Source organism: Betaproteobacteria bacterium, from assembly GCA_016791345.1.
In the GTDB taxonomy this organism is placed as follows: domain Bacteria; phylum Pseudomonadota; class Gammaproteobacteria; order Burkholderiales; family JAEUMW01; genus JAEUMW01.
The window spans coordinates 1-14,219 of the sequence record JAEUMW010000029.1; the positions used below are offsets into that span (position 1 = coordinate 1).

16 protein-coding genes are annotated in these 14,219 nt (G+C 65.6%); 15 read left to right on the top strand and 1 reads right to left on the bottom strand.

All coding sequences use genetic code 11. The features are described from left to right. Positions 1-28: 28 nt before the first annotated feature. Positions 29-487: a hypothetical protein gene (locus JNK68_00995; GenBank protein MBL8538922.1), complete on the top strand. Its 459-nt coding sequence runs from the start codon at positions 29-31 to the stop codon at positions 485-487. Between the two features lie 7 nt (positions 488-494). Here JNK68_00995 and nadB read toward each other — a convergent pair whose 3' ends face one another. Then, on the bottom strand, positions 495-2,123 hold the full coding sequence (gene nadB / locus JNK68_01000; protein MBL8538923.1) for an L-aspartate oxidase: 1,629 nt from the start codon (positions 2,121-2,123) through the stop codon (positions 495-497). Between the two features lie 231 nt (positions 2,124-2,354). Between nadB and rpoE the strand changes: the two genes are divergently transcribed. The 14 genes from rpoE to JNK68_01070 all read left to right on the top strand — a co-directional run. Continuing rightward, on the top strand, positions 2,355-2,954 hold the full coding sequence (gene rpoE, locus JNK68_01005; protein ID MBL8538924.1) for an RNA polymerase sigma factor RpoE: 600 nt from the start codon (positions 2,355-2,357) through the stop codon (positions 2,952-2,954). A gap of 22 nt (positions 2,955-2,976) precedes the next feature. Continuing rightward, positions 2,977-3,519 carry a sigma-E factor negative regulatory protein gene (locus JNK68_01010; GenBank protein MBL8538925.1) on the top strand — a complete coding sequence of 181 codons (543 nt, stop codon included), beginning with the start codon at positions 2,977-2,979 and terminating at the stop codon, positions 3,517-3,519. Beyond that, positions 3,516-4,481 (top strand): MucB/RseB C-terminal domain-containing protein, encoded by a 966-nt coding sequence (locus tag JNK68_01015; protein MBL8538926.1) that lies wholly within the window; start codon positions 3,516-3,518, stop codon positions 4,479-4,481. Before JNK68_01010 ends, JNK68_01015 begins: the two co-directional genes overlap by 4 nt. 140 nt (positions 4,482-4,621) lie before the next feature. Continuing rightward, a complete protein-coding gene (locus tag JNK68_01020; protein ID MBL8538927.1) occupies positions 4,622-5,986 on the top strand; it encodes a DegQ family serine endoprotease in 1,365 nt (454 codons plus the stop codon). Further along, the gene (locus JNK68_01025) at positions 5,976-6,230 is read left to right on the top strand and encodes a glutaredoxin family protein (protein MBL8538928.1); all 255 of its coding nucleotides are present in this window, start codon (positions 5,976-5,978) and stop codon (positions 6,228-6,230) included. Before JNK68_01020 ends, JNK68_01025 begins: the two co-directional genes overlap by 11 nt. A gap of 66 nt (positions 6,231-6,296) precedes the next feature. Further along, positions 6,297-8,090, top strand: a complete 1,794-nt coding sequence (lepA, locus tag JNK68_01030; GenBank protein MBL8538929.1) for an elongation factor 4 — start codon at positions 6,297-6,299, stop codon at positions 8,088-8,090. 42 nt (positions 8,091-8,132) lie between these two features. Beyond that, entirely contained in the window at positions 8,133-8,936 is an 804-nt protein-coding gene (gene lepB / locus JNK68_01035) for a signal peptidase I (GenBank protein ID MBL8538930.1), read from the top strand. A 9-nt stretch (positions 8,937-8,945) separates the two neighbouring features. Next, complete coding sequence (locus JNK68_01040) at positions 8,946-9,323, top strand: DUF4845 domain-containing protein (GenBank protein ID MBL8538931.1); 378 nt, start codon at positions 8,946-8,948, stop codon at positions 9,321-9,323. A gap of 31 nt (positions 9,324-9,354) precedes the next feature. Beyond that, positions 9,355-10,029 carry a ribonuclease III gene (gene rnc / locus JNK68_01045; protein MBL8538932.1) on the top strand — a complete coding sequence of 225 codons (675 nt, stop codon included), beginning with the start codon at positions 9,355-9,357 and terminating at the stop codon, positions 10,027-10,029. After that, positions 10,026-10,919, top strand: coding sequence for a GTPase Era (gene era, locus JNK68_01050; GenBank protein MBL8538933.1), 894 nt, complete (start codon positions 10,026-10,028; stop codon positions 10,917-10,919). The genes rnc and era overlap by 4 nt, the downstream gene beginning before the upstream one ends. A gap of 64 nt (positions 10,920-10,983) precedes the next feature. Further along, positions 10,984-11,715 carry a DNA repair protein RecO gene (gene recO / locus JNK68_01055; GenBank protein ID MBL8538934.1) on the top strand — a complete coding sequence of 244 codons (732 nt, stop codon included), beginning with the start codon at positions 10,984-10,986 and terminating at the stop codon, positions 11,713-11,715. Next, the gene (locus JNK68_01060; GenBank protein MBL8538935.1) at positions 11,712-12,461 is read left to right on the top strand and encodes a pyridoxine 5'-phosphate synthase; all 750 of its coding nucleotides are present in this window, start codon (positions 11,712-11,714) and stop codon (positions 12,459-12,461) included. The genes recO and JNK68_01060 overlap by 4 nt, the downstream gene beginning before the upstream one ends. A 41-nt stretch (positions 12,462-12,502) precedes the next feature. Then, positions 12,503-13,570, top strand: coding sequence for a beta-N-acetylhexosaminidase (gene nagZ / locus JNK68_01065; protein ID MBL8538936.1), 1,068 nt, complete (start codon positions 12,503-12,505; stop codon positions 13,568-13,570). 37 nt (positions 13,571-13,607) lie between these two features. Next, positions 13,608-14,219, top strand: a 612-nt coding sequence (locus tag JNK68_01070) for a cation transporter (GenBank protein ID MBL8538937.1), incomplete at its 3' end; no start/stop codon positions are given.

Genomic DNA, 14,219 nt, shown 5'->3' on the forward strand with positions numbered 1-14,219 from the left:
CCACCTTGGCCGTTGCGGTGAATCGACCATGAGGCCCGCTGCGCCCGCCGTGCTGCGCGTCGCGCTCGGCCCTTCGCGGCGGCTTGCCGTATCGCTTGCCGCGGTCCACCTGCTGGCGGCGGGCGGCGTGGCGGCGAGCCAGCTGCCGGGCGCAGTCTGCGCGGCGCTCCTCGCCGCGCTGGTCGCAAACCTCGGCTTCGCGCTGAGATGCCATGCCTGGCGCTCGTGCGGCCGCTCCTGCGTGGGCTTCGAGCTTTCCGAGACCCTGGACGTGGAGGTTACGGATCGCTCCGGGCGGCATCTGGCCGGCAGCGTGCTCGGTTCGAGTTTCGCCGCGCCCTGGCTCGTCGTAATCCACTTCAAGGTGAAGGGGAGTCACCTCCCGCGGGCCATCGTTGTGCCCCCTGATGCGACCGACGTCGAGACGCATCGACGGCTGCGCGTCTGGCTGCGCTGGCGGCGCGCGGACACGGTGCAGGACGCGTGAGCGCGCGTCAGACCGCTTCGACGCCGAGCGCGGTGCGTGGCTCGTCGCGGCGCAGTACCGTGCTGCAGGCGACGGGCGCCGTTTCCGGATAGTCCAGGCTGTAGTGCAGCCCGCGGCTTTCCTTGCGGGAGAGCGCGCAGCGGACGATCAGGGCGGCGGTCTGCACGAGATTGCGCAGTTCGAGCAGATCGTTGCTGACCCGGAAGTTCGAGTAGTACTCGTAGATCTCTTCCTGCAGCAGCCGGATGCGGTGCTGCGCCCGTTCCAGGCGCTTGTTGGTGCGCACGATGCCGACGTAGTCCCACATGAAGCGGCGCAGTTCGTCCCAGTTGTGCGCGATCACCACCTCTTCGTCGGGATCGGTGACGCGGCTCTCGTCCCAGGCAGGCAAGGGATGAAGCGAAGGCTGACCCTGGGTGCGGACGTATTCGGCCGTCGCGCGTCCGAACACCAGGCACTCGAGCAGGCTGTTGCTGGCCAGTCGATTCGCCCCGTGCAGGCCGGTGCAGGCCGTCTCGCCGACCGCGTAGAGACCGGGCAGATCGGTGCGACCGTGCGTGTCGGTGACGATGCCGCCACACGTGTAGTGCGCGGCCGGCACGACCGGAATCGGCTCGCGCGTGATGTCGATGCCGAGTTCCAGGCAGCGCGCGTAGATGGTGGGGAAATGACTCGTCAGGAATTCCGCGCTCTTGTGGCTGATGTCCAGGTGAACGCAATCGAGGCCGCGCTTCTTCATCTCGAAGTCGATGGCACGCGCCACGATGTCGCGCGGGGCGAGCTCCGCACGCGGGTCGTGCTCGGGCATGAAACGCGTGCCGTCGGGCAGCTTGAGCAGTCCGCCTTCGCCACGCACCGCTTCCGAGATCAGGAAGGACTTCGCGTGCGGGTGATACAAGCACGTCGGGTGAAACTGGATGAATTCCATGTTCGCGACGCGGCAGCCGGCGCGCCAGCCGATCGCCACGCCATCGCCGCTCGCGGTGTCGGGATTGGTCGTGTAGAGATAGACCTTGCCGGCGCCGCCGGCGGCGAGGATGGTGTGGCGCGCGGCGATGGTGACGACGTGATCTGCCTTGCGGTCGAGCGCGTAGAGCCCGAGGCAGCGGCCATCGTCGAGACCGATCCTGCTCGACGTCACGAGGTCGATCGCCGTGTGGTGCTCGAGCACCGTCACGTTCGAGTGCGCCTTCACCTTGCCTTCGAGAGTGGTCTGCACGGCAGCACCGGTCGCATCGGCGGCGTGGATCACGCGGCGGTGACTATGTCCGCCCTCGCGCGTGAGATGAAAGCCGCTGTCGCTCTCTGCATCTCGCGTGAACGGCACGCCTTGCTCGATCAGCCACTGGATCCCTTCACGGCTGTGCTCGACGACGAAGCGCGTCACCGCTTCATCGCAGAGACCGGCACCGGCGGTAAGCGTGTCCTGGATGTGGGCTTCCGGTGAATCTTCCTTTGCCAGCACGGTGGCGATACCGCCCTGCGCCCAGTCGCTCGCCCCCTCGCGCAGTTGACCTTTGGTGACGATGCACACCGTCATGCGGTCGGCGAGATGCAGCGCGACGGTCAAGCCGGCCAACCCGCTGCCGACCACGACAGCATCGAACCGACGGGGCGGCGGCACGGGAGATTCCATGGCAGCGGATCATACCCGAATTTCCCGCTCGGCTTTAAGGGCTTGATCTGCATCAAACGCCCATGGAATTTCGCGCGAGCGGTCGTGAACTCTTTGCGTTGACACGCAGTCTGTGTGTTTGTCGCTGGTGCACGTTTTTGGATAATCCAGTTCCGAAGGTTATACTTTCAAGCTTTTAGCGCGGTCCATGCCGCGCTTTCCGGCTAAAAAAATCCTTCAGGAACGGAGTTGATGGGTGATCGCGAGATCGACCAGCAATTGGTCGAACGCGCCCAGCGAGGTGACAAGAAAGCGTTCGAGCTGCTGGTAGTCAAATACCAGCGCAAGCTCGCACGCCTGCTGTCCCGGTTCATCCGCGATGCGGGTGAAATCGAGGACGTTACTCAGGAGGCGTTCATCAAGGCGTATCGGGCCTTGCCATCGTTTCGCGGCGATAGTGCGTTCTACACTTGGCTGTACCGGATCGGCATCAACACGGCCAAGAACTATCTGGTCGCGATGGGGCGGCGGGCACCGACCTCGACGGAGTTCGACAGTGAGGATGCGGAAACCTTCGAGGACGGCGATCAGCTGCGGGACGTCAATACGCCCGAGGCTGAACTTCTGAGCAAGGAAATCGCTCAGACGGTGAACGACACCATGCAGCAATTGCCAGAGGAGTTGCGAACGGCAATCACGCTCCGCGAGATCGAAGGGCTCAGTTACGAAGACATCGCGGCCTTCATGAATTGTCCCATCGGCACCGTCAGATCGCGTATCTTCCGTGCGCGCGAGGCAATCGCAGAAAAACTACGCCCCCTGCTGGGGACGACAAGAGACAAGAGGTGGTAACGTGGAACGAGTCTCCGCTCTGATGGACGGTGAGGTTGAGGGGCCGGATGCGGATCGCGCGATGGACCGCGTGATCAAGGACGAAGAAGCTCGGCGCAAGTGGGAAACCTATCATCTGATCAGCGATGCCTTCCGCGACGAGTATCTGCTGTCGCGCGACTTCGTGGTGAAAGTCGGCGCGCGACTCGCGGATGAGCCCACCGTTCTGTCACCGGTGCCGCGCGTGCGCCGCAGTCCGCTGGCGCAGATTCGTGCTCACGCCCTGTCGGTTGCGGCTTCGGTAGCTGCGGTAGCGACCGTCGGTTGGCTCGCATTCGGACACAACCCGATGGCGCCCGAGCCGTCGCCGGTGAACATTGCGTCGACGCAGCTGACGACCCACGCCCCCGCACAGCCCGCGTCCGCCGCGCCACAGGCGGAGGCAATCCTGCAGGCGGCAGCACCGGTGAGTCACGTGCGCGATTACCTGTTCGCACATCAGGAGTACTCTCCGGCAACGCAGATTCAGGGCGTGGCCCCCTACGTGCGAACGGTGGCCGAGGTGGCGAACGACGGTACTAAATGAAGTCTGCTGTCACCTTGGTGGTGGGCCTGCTTCTCGGCTCGTCACTTGCGTTCGCCGAAGTGTCCGTCCCCGATGGCGGGGTGGGCTGGTTGCAGAAGGTCGCAAACGCGGCGCGCAATCTCAATTACACCGGCACGTTCGTTTACCAATACGGTGACCAGGTCGAGACGTCGCGCATCTGGCACTACCTCGACGGTACGCGCGAGCTGGAGAAACTTGAGGTTCTCGACGGTCCGGCGCGGGAAGTCATCCGCACCGACGACGAGGTCCAGTGCTTCTATCCCGACACCAAGACCGTCCGCGTCAACAAGCGCCGCTCCAAACCCTTCCCCGCGCTGCTCCCGCAACAGCTCGCTTCATTGACGGAGTACTATACGGTCCGCGTCGGCGACCGTGAGCGCGTGGCGGGGCGCGACGCGCAGCAGCTGATTCTCGAACCGAAGGATGGTCTGCGCTACGGCCACAAGTTCTGGGCCGACAGCGAAACCGGTCTTCTCCTCAAGGCGCGCATGATTAACGAGCGCAAGGAGACAGTCGAGCAGTTTGCGTTCACGCAGGTAACGATCGGCGGCGACTTTGACAAGGAAGCCCTCAAACCCAAGTACGACGGCCAGGGGCCTGGCTGGCAACGCGATGCTTCCGGCATGGCGGAGAATGCCTCCGCAGACTCCGGATGGATCGTCGGCAGCTATCCGGCGGGTTTCCGCAAGATCATGGAAACCAAGCGCAAGCTGCCGGGCCGCCCGGCGCCGGTCGCGCACATCGTCTACTCGGACGGTCTTGCAGCGATCTCTGTCTTCATCGAACCATTGGGTGGCAGTGCACGTCCCGTGCAGGGTGTCTCGCATCAGGGTGCCGTCAACATCTACAGCCGCCCCGTCGACGACTATATGGTCACCGTCCTGGGCGAAGCGCCAAGCGCGACCGTGGTGCAGGTGGGACGGTCGGTTTCTGCCAAGTAATGCCCGCTTCATTGCCGCGAGGCGATCTCGCGATCGCCGCTGCGGTCTTCTCTCGCAAGCAGACTTCCGCGCGAGCGCACCGTGCACCGAACGGGACCGCGAATAGTGTGCATCCGCTCGCGCATCGAGGAACGAACAGCATGAAACGATTGCTCGCCCTGTGGCTGACGCTGCTTCCGCTGGTGGCGGCAGCGCAGCTTCCCGATTTCACCGATCTCGTGGACCGGCAGGGGCCGGCGGTGGTGAACGTCAGCACGACGCAGACGGCGAAGAGCATGCCGGGGATGCCGAACATCCCGGAAGACGATCCGATGTTCGAGTTCTTCAAGCGCTTCATGCCGCCGAACATGCCGCGCGAGCAGCAGACACGCTCGCAGGGCTCGGGGTTCTTCATCAGCGGCGACGGCTACATCCTGACCAACGCACACGTCGTCGACGGCGCCGAGGAGATCACGGTCAGGCTCAACGACAAGCGCGAGCTGAAGGCGAAGGTCATCGGCTTCGACAAGCGAACGGACGTTGCGCTGATCAAGATCGATGCGCAGACGCCCAAGGTGAACATGGGCGATCCGAACAAGCTGCGTGTCGGCGAGTGGGTGGTTGCCATCGGCTCGCCATTCGGCTTCGAGAATTCGGTCACGGCGGGCATCGTGAGCGCCAAGGGACGTTCGCTGCCGCAGGAGAACTTCGTTCCGTTCATTCAGACCGACGTCGCCATCAATCCGGGCAATTCGGGGGGACCGCTCTTCAACCTGCGCGGCGAGGTGGTCGGCATCAACTCGCAGATCTACAGCCGCACCGGCGGCTACATGGGAGTGGCCTTCGCCATCCCGATCGACGTGGCGATGGACATCGCCAACCAGTTGAAGACGTCCGGCAAGGTGACGCGCGGCCGCATCGGTGTGGTCATCCAGGAGGTGACGAAGGAACTCGCCGAGTCGTTCGGCATGGACAAGCCGCAGGGCGCGCTGGTCAACTCGGTGGAGAAGGGGGGGCCCGCCGACCGCGCCGGCATCGAGGCCTCCGATGTCATCGTCAAATTCGACGGCAAGCCGGTGACGAGCTCGGGCGACCTGCCGCGTCTCGTGGGCGCGACCCGGCCCGGCACGAAGGCGACCGTGCAGGTCTGGCGCAAGGGGCAGACGAAGGAACTCATCGTCGTCGTTGCCGAACTGCAGGACGAAAAGGTGGCGCAGAAGCCGACGAAGAAGTCGATTCCCGAGACCTCGAAGCGCCACGGCATGAGCCTGTCCGACCTGACGGCCGAGCAGCGCAAGGAGCTGGGCGTGGCGAGCGGCGTCTTCGTCGAGGATGCACAGGGTCCGGCCGCCAAGGCGGGCGTGCGGCAGGGGGATGTCATCCTGTCCCTGGGCAGTCAGGAGGTGAAGTCGGTCGAGCAGTTCAATCAGCTCATCGACCACATGGAAAAAGGCAGGACGGTGGCGCTGCTCGTGCGCCGTGGCGATTCGCAGATCTTCATCACGATGAAGCTCAATGGCGGATGAGGCGCCACGCCTCACGGTGCTCACGCGCAGCTATTGCCACCTCTGCGAGGAGATGATCGAGGCCCTGCGGACGCTCCAGGGCGGCGCCGGCTTCCTGTACGAGGTGCGCGACGTGGACGACGACCCTGTCCTCGAAGCCCGCTTCGGCGAGCGGGTTCCGGTGCTTCTCGCCGGCGACGAAGAGCTTTGCCACTACCGGCTCGACCCTGCGGCGGTGGGTGCCTGGCTCGCGAAATTCCGCTAGAATCGCGGCCTTCGCAGCGAGCGGAAACGCGTCCGTTGCTTCCGCTTGCGACCCGCCCGTCGTGCCATGCAGCGCATCCGCAATTTCTCCATCATCGCCCACATCGATCACGGCAAGTCGACCCTCGCAGATCGCATCATCCAGCTCTGCGGCGGGCTGTCCGACCGCGAGATGGAGGCGCAGGTGCTGGATTCGATGGATCTCGAGCGCGAGCGCGGCATCACCATCAAGGCGCAGACGGTGGCGCTCACCTACACGGCGCAGGACGGCGAGGCGTACCAGCTCAACCTGATCGACACGCCCGGGCACGTGGATTTCTCCTATGAAGTGTCGCGGTCGCTCGCCGCCTGCGAAGGCGCACTGCTCGTCGTCGACGCTTCGCAGGGAGTCGAGGCGCAGACCGTGGCGAACTGCTACACGGCCATCGAGCAGGGTGTCGAGGTGGTGCCCGTCCTCAACAAGATCGACCTGCCGGCAGCCGAGCCGGAGCGCGTCATCGCCGAGGTCGAGGACATCATTGGCATACCCGCGGCCGACGCCGTACGCTGCAGCGCCAAGACCGGCGAAGGGGTGACGGACATTCTCGAGGCGGTCATTGCGCGCATCCCCGCGCCGCGCGGGCAGGTCGACGCCGCGCTGAAGGCACTCATCATCGATTCCTGGTTCGACAACTATGTCGGCGTCGTCATGCTCGTGCGCGTGGTCGACGGTGTGCTGAGACCGAAGGACCGGCTCCTGCTGATGGCGAATCGCGCGAGCTATCTGTGCGAGCAGGTCGGCGTGTTCACGCCGAAGTCGCAGGCGCGGGAGCAGCTTGCGGCGGGCGAGGTGGGCTTTGTCATCGCGGGCATCAAGGAACTCAAGGCGGCGAAGGTGGGCGACACCATCACGCTCGCCGATCGACCGGCAGTGGAACCGCTGCCGGGCTTCAAGGAGATCAAGCCGCAGGTCTTCGCCGGCCTCTATCCGGTGGAATCGAACCAGTACGAAGCGCTGCGCGATGCGCTGGAGAAGCTGCACTTGAACGATGCCTCCCTGCAGTACGAGGCGGAAACGAGTCAGGCACTGGGTTTCGGCTTCCGCTGCGGCTTCCTCGGCCTCCTGCACATGGAGATCGTGCAGGAGCGGCTCGAGCGCGAGTACGACATGGATCTCATCACCACGGCGCCGACCGTGGTGTACGAAGTCGTGTTGCGCGACGGTACCGTGCACGAGATCGAGAATCCGTCGAAGATGCCGGACCCCGCGAAGATCGAGGAGATCCGCGAGCCCATCATCACCACCTCGATCATCGTGCCGCAGGACTATGTCGGTTCCGTCATCACGCTGTGCAACCAGAAGCGCGGCGTGCAGAAGGACCTTCACTACATCGGGCGGCAGGTGGTGCTGACCTACGAACTCCCGTTGAACGAAGTGGTGATCGACTTCTTCGACAAGCTCAAGTCGGTGTCGCGCGGTTATGCGTCGCTCGACTACGATTTCAAGGAGTACCGTGCCTCCGACCTGGTCAAGCTTGACATTCTGATCAACGCCGAGAAGGTCGACGCGCTCTCGCTCATCGTCCACCGTGGCAATGCCCAGTACCGCGGACGCGAGCTCGCCGCGAAAATGCGCGAACTGATTCCGCGGCAGATGTTCGATGTCGCCGTGCAGGCGGCGATCGGCTCGCACATCATCGCCCGCGAGAACGTGAAGGCGCTGCGCAAGAACGTGCTGGCGAAATGCTATGGCGGCGACATCACGCGCAAGCGCAAGCTGCTGGAAAAGCAGAAGGCAGGGAAGAAGCGCATGAAGCAGGTGGGCAGCGTCGAGATCCCGCAGGAAGCCTTCCTCGCGATCCTCAAGGTCGAAGGCAAGTAGCGGCTCGCCTCGCACTCCCCGTCCAACGAAAACGGTCCGTCGATGAATTTTGCGCTCGTCATGTTCCTGCTGCTGGTGGTCACCGGCGGCGTGTGGCTGCTCGACCTTCTGCTTCTGCGCAGGCGTCGCGCGGCGGACCGCAAGGAGCCGTGGTGGGTGGAGTATGCGAAGAGCTTCTTTCCGGTCATTCTCGTCGTCTTCCTGCTGCGCTCGTTCCTGGTCGAGCCGTTCAAGATCCCGTCGGGTTCGATGATTCCGACGCTGCTCATCGGCGATTTCATCCTCGTCAACAAGTTCACCTACGGCATCCGTTTGCCCGTCGTCAATGTGAAGGTGTGGGACGTGAATCAACCGAAGCGTGGCGAGGTGATGGTGTTCCGTTATCCGGAGGATCCGTCGCTCGATTACATCAAGCGCGTGGTCGGCGTGCCCGGCGACCTGGTCGAGTATCGCAACAAGCGCCTGTGGGTGAACGGCGAGCGGGTGCCGACCAAGCCGGACGGCGTCTATTCCTACGTCGAGGGCAGCCTCGCCCTGGTGACCGCGGACCGCTACCTCGAGGACCTCGGCGGCCACGACCACAGCATCATCGTCAACCCGCAGGTGCCGCCGATCCAGGTGGCGGGCGTGCGGCAGTTCGCCTACCGCGACGCTTGTGTCTACAATGACGACGGCTTCCGCTGCAAGGTGCCCGCGGGTCACTTCTTCATGATGGGGGACAACCGCGATGCGAGCAGCGACAGCCGGTACTGGGGTTTCGTGCCGGAGCGCAACATCGTCGGCAAGGCATTCGTCATCTGGTGGAACTTCGACGACCTGTCGCGCATCGGCCGCAGCATCAATTGAGGGGACAGCATGCGCAATCGACGTCGGCAGCAGGGGATAGGGTTCATCGGGCTCTCGTTCGTGGTGATCGTGGTGGGGGCCCTCGTGCTGCTGGGCTTTCGCCTCTTGCCCGCGTATCTGCAGTTCCTGACGGTGAAGAGCGCCCTGAAGGAAGTCACCGCCAATCCCGAGCTCAGGAATGCCGGTGCGCCCGAAATCCGCAGCGCGTTCGACAAGCGTGCGATGGTGAACGACATCAAGGTCATCAGCAGCCAGGATCTCGACATCGAGAAGGACGGTGAAGGCGGTTTCACCGTGTCGGCCAACTATTCCCAGCAGATTCCGCTGTTTCAGAACGTGAGCGCGTGCATCGATTTCTCGACCACGAGCTCCACGGGCGGAAAGTAGCGGATCGTGAGCGCGACGCCATCAGCGTCAGATGGATCTCTCAGCCACCGAGCGCGGCATCGGTTACCGATTTCGTGAGCCCGCGCTGCTGCGTCAGGCGCTGACCCATCGCAGCCACAGCGCGAGCCACAACGAGCGCCTGGAGTTCCTGGGCGACAGCGTTCTCAACTGCGTCATCGCGGCGCTCCTCTACGAGCGCTTTCCACGGTTGAGCGAGGGGGAACTCTCGCGCACCCGCGCAAGTCTGGTGAATCAGGAGAGCCTCTTCAACGTGGCGCAGACGCTCAAGCTCGGCGATGCGCTGCAGCTGGGCGAGGGGGAACTCAGGAGCGGCGGGGCGCGCCGACCCTCGATTCTCGCCGATGCGCTCGAGGCGGTGATCGGCGCGGTGTTCGTCGATGGCCAGTTCGAGGCAGCGCGCGACGTCGTGGCAGGCTGCTTCTCACCGCTGCTTGCCGGCATCGATCCACGCACGCAGGGGAAGGACCCGAAGACGCAGCTGCAGGAATATCTCCAGGGACGCCGGCTGGCGCTGCCCCGCTACTCGGTGATCGCGACCACGGGCGAGGCGCACGATCAGCGCTTCGACGTCGAGTGCGCGATCGACGATCTGGGCATTCGCAGCCGCGGCGAGGGCAGCAGCCGGCGCGCGGCGGAGCAGGCTGCTGCGCGCGCTGCCTACGCGCGTGTCACGGGACGCGAATGACCGACCCCGCGGAGCACCGCGCCGGGCTCATTGCCATCGTCGGCCGGCCCAACGTGGGCAAGTCCACGCTGCTCAACAGCCTCGTCGGGACGAAGATCAGCATCACCTCGAAGAAGGCACAGACGACCCGGCATCGCATCACCGGCATCGTCACCCGCCCGGCCGACCAGTTCGTGTTCGTCGACACGCCCGGGTTCCAGACGCGCCATTCGAGCGCGCTCAACCGCGCGATGAACCGCGCGGTGACGGATAGCCTGACCGATGTCGATCTTGTTCTATTCGTGATCGAGGCAGGTCGCTTCGACGGGCGCGACCGGGCGGTGCTGGCACTCATTCCCGCAGCGCAGCCGGTGCTGCTGGTGATCAACAAGATCGACCGCCTGACGGACAAGCGCGCCCTGCTGCCCTTCATCGAGCGCGTCGCGAGCGCTCGCGCCTTCGTCGAGATCGTTCCGGTGAGCGCGGAGCGCGGCACCCAGCTCGGGCATCTGCTGGATACGGTGCGGCAGTACCTCCCGGTGGCGCCGCCGCCCTTTCCGGCGGACGAGATCACCGATCGCAGCGAGCGCTTCCTGGCCGCCGAGCTCATCCGGGAAAAGGCATTTCGCCTGCTGGGGGAGGAGGTTCCCTATGGCGTGGCCGTGGTCATCGAGCAGTTCGAGGAGGAAGGCCGGCTGCGGCGCATCCACGCCTCCATAGTGGTCGACCGCTCGGGTCACAAGGCGATCCTGATCGGCGCGGGTGGCGAGAAACTGAAGGCAATCGCGACGCAGGCGCGCAAGGAAATGGAGCAGCTGTTCGACGCGCGCGTCTTCCTCGAAGTCTGGGTGAAGGTCAAGGGGGGCTGGGCCGACGACGAGCGCCAGCTCGGTTCCATGGGCTACGCATGAGCACGTGCGCGAAGGAGCGCAAAGTCCCTCGTGGAGAACGCGCGCGCCGCACGCGGGACTGCCGATGAGCGCGCGCGAGACGGGGCGGCGTGACGGCGAGCCTGCCTTCATCCTGCACCGTTATCCCTGGAAGGAAACCAGCCTCGTGCTCGAAGCGTTTTCCCGGCAGTGGGGCCGCGTCGCCCTGGTCGCGCGCGGTGCGCGGCGGCCGGCGAGCGCCCTGCGCAGCGCATTGCGGGCGTTCGAGCCGCTCGAGCTGTCGTGGTTCGGACGCTCGGAGCTGCGGACCCTGCACGCCGCCGAACGGGTCGGCGGCTTTCCGTTCCTGCGCGGCACTGCGCTCATGTGCGGTTTCTATCTCAATGAACTGATTCTGCGCCTGGTGCCGCGCGACGATCCGCACGAGCGGCTCTACCTCGCGTACGAGACGACCTTGCGCCGGCTCGGCGAAGGCACGGCGGCCGAGCCCGCCCTGCGCGGCTTCGAGAAATATCTGCTGCAGGAACTGGGCTACGCCATGCCGCTCGCGGTCGAGGCGGGCAGCGGCGCCCCGATCGAGGCGGGCGAACGCTATCACTACGAGATCGAGCGCGGACCGGTGCGGGCGGCGGCCGACACCGCCGAAAACCGGCTAGAATTGCGCGGCAAGACGCTTCTCGACCTGGTCGCCGACGACTACTCCGACCCGCACACGCTGCAGCAGAGCAAGCTCCTCATGCGCACGCTGATCTCCCACTACCTCGGCGACCGACCTCTGTACAGCCGCCAGCTCCTGCGCGATCTGCAGCAGCTATGATCGAGCTCGGCGTCAACATCGATCACGTCGCCACCCTGCGCCAGGCGCGTCGCACCTACGAGCCCGATCCGGTGTGGGCCGCGGTCGAGGCGCATCTCGGCGGCGCCGATGGCATCACCGTGCACCTGCGGGAAGACCGCCGGCACATCCAGGACGAGGACGTGCGGCGGCTGCGCGAGCTCACGCACATCAAGCTCAACCTCGAAATGGCAGCGACCGACGAGATGGTGGGGATCGCCTGCCGTGTGCGGCCGGAGATGGCCATGCTCGTGCCCGAGGGGCGGCACGAGATCACCACCGAAGGCGGGCTCGACATCGTTGCCCAGGAAGGCCGCCTGCAGGAAGCGGTCGCCAGGCTCAAGGACGCCGGCATCGTCGTGAGCGTTTTCATCGACGCCGATCTCGCCCAGGTCGAAGCCGCGCATCGCGTCGGTGCCGCGGTGTGCGAAGTCCACACCGGTCCCTACGCGCATGTGTTCCATTCCCAGGGACGGGACGCGGAAAGTCCGGGTGTCGTTGCCGAGCTCGACAGCCTGCGCGCAGCGGGGGCGGCCATCCGCGCACGCGGCATGCGCTTCAACGCCGGCCATGCGCTCACCTACTTCAACGTCGAGCCTGTCGCACAGCTGCCGGGTGTGCGCGAACTGCACATCGGCCACGCGATCGTGAGCCGCGCCGTTTTCATCGGCATGCGCGAGGCGGTGCGCGAGATGAAGGCGCTCATGCGCGCGGCACGCCGCGGCTGAGGTTCCACGTGACGCCGTACGCGCAGCCGCTCGGACCGCTGATGCTGGATGTTGCCGGCACGGCGCTCACCGACGTCGATCGTGCGCGGCTCACCCATCCGCTGTGCGGCGGCGTCATCATCTTCGCCCGCAACTACGAGTCACCGGAGCAGGTCGCGGTCCTCACGGCAGAGATCCATGCCCTGCGGGCACCGCCGCTGCTGGTCGCCGTCGATCAGGAGGGCGGCCGCGTGCAGCGCTTCCGCGAGGGGTTCACGCCCATCCCGCCCATGCGCACGCTGGGCCGTCTGCATGACGAGCATCCGCACCAGGCAACGCGTCTGGCGGAGACCATCGGACGCGTGATCGGCGAGGAATTGCGCTCGTGCGGCGTCGACTTCACTTTCGCGCCGGTGCTCGACGTGGACCACGGGCCGAGCACGGTCATCGGCAACCGCGCCTTTCACGCCGACCCGCTGGTCATCACGACGCTTGCGCGGGCGCTGATCCGCGGCCTGCGACAGGCGGGCGTGTCGGCCGTGGGCAAACACTTCCCGGGGCACGGCTATGTCGCCGCCGACTCGCACAGCGAAGTGCCGGTCGATGAACGCAGCTTCGAGGAGATCGAAGCCTGCGACCTGAAGCCGTTTGCGCGGCTGGTGAGCGACGGGCTCGCGGCGATCATGCCCGCCCATGTCATCTATCCGCGGGTGGATGCCGCACCGGCAGGGTTTTCCACAGTCTGGCTCAAGCGGGTGTTGCGCGAGCGGCTGGGCTTCGACGGCGCGGTCTTCAGTGATGATCTCGGCATGGCCGGAGCGGCGGTGGCGGGCGGCATGGTGGAGCGCGTGCGTACGGCGCTGGAAGCCGGCTGCGACATGGGGCTCATCTGCAACAGTCCGGAGGCGGCGGACGAGGTGCTCGCCGGCCTGCGCTGGGAGTCGTCCGCCGTGGCGCTGGCAAGGCTCGCGCGGATGCACGGGCGAGGTGCGGCGCGCAGCCTGGTGCAGTTGCGGGAAGACGCCGAGTACGCCCGCGCGGTTCATGACATCGGCAGCATCGCGGTGGAGGCGGGCGAGCTCGCGCTGACGGGCGCCTGTGCGGTGAGCGGTGGAAAAGCACCCGCATAGTGACGATCACCACCATCACCACCACCAGCACGGGGGTATGGTGAGTCCGCAGCTCGGCTGGGCGTTGCTGCTCACCTTCGGTTTTGCGCTGGTCGAGCTCGTCGGCGGACTCTGGTCCGGCTCGCTCGCCCTCATGAGCGATGCCGGGCACATGTTCCTGGATTCCTTCGCCCTGGCGCTCGCCCTTTTCGCGAGCTGGGTCGCGCGGCGTCCGGCGAGCGCCCGTCACTCCTACGGCCTGGTACGGGCCGAGGTCATTGCCGCGGCGGTGAACGGTCTCTCCATGCTCGTGATAATCGTGCTCATCGTGGTGGAGGCGATCGAGCGTCTGCAGGACCCCGTGCCGGTGGCCGGCGGGAGCGTGATCGTGATAGCCTTCCTCGGGCTCGTCGTGAACATCGCGGCAGCCGCGATCATCAGCCGCGGCCAGCGCACGCTCAACGTGCGTGCGGCCCTGGTCCACGTGATGGGAGATCTTCTGGGATCGATCGCCGCGCTCATCGCGGGGGCGGTGATCTACTTCACCGGCTGGATGCCGGTCGACCCCATCCTCTCGCTTGCGATTGCGGTGCTGATCCTCGTGTCGACGCTGAGTCTGCTGCGCGAGGCCCTGCACCTGCTGATGGAGGGCGTCCCGGCGGAGATCGAG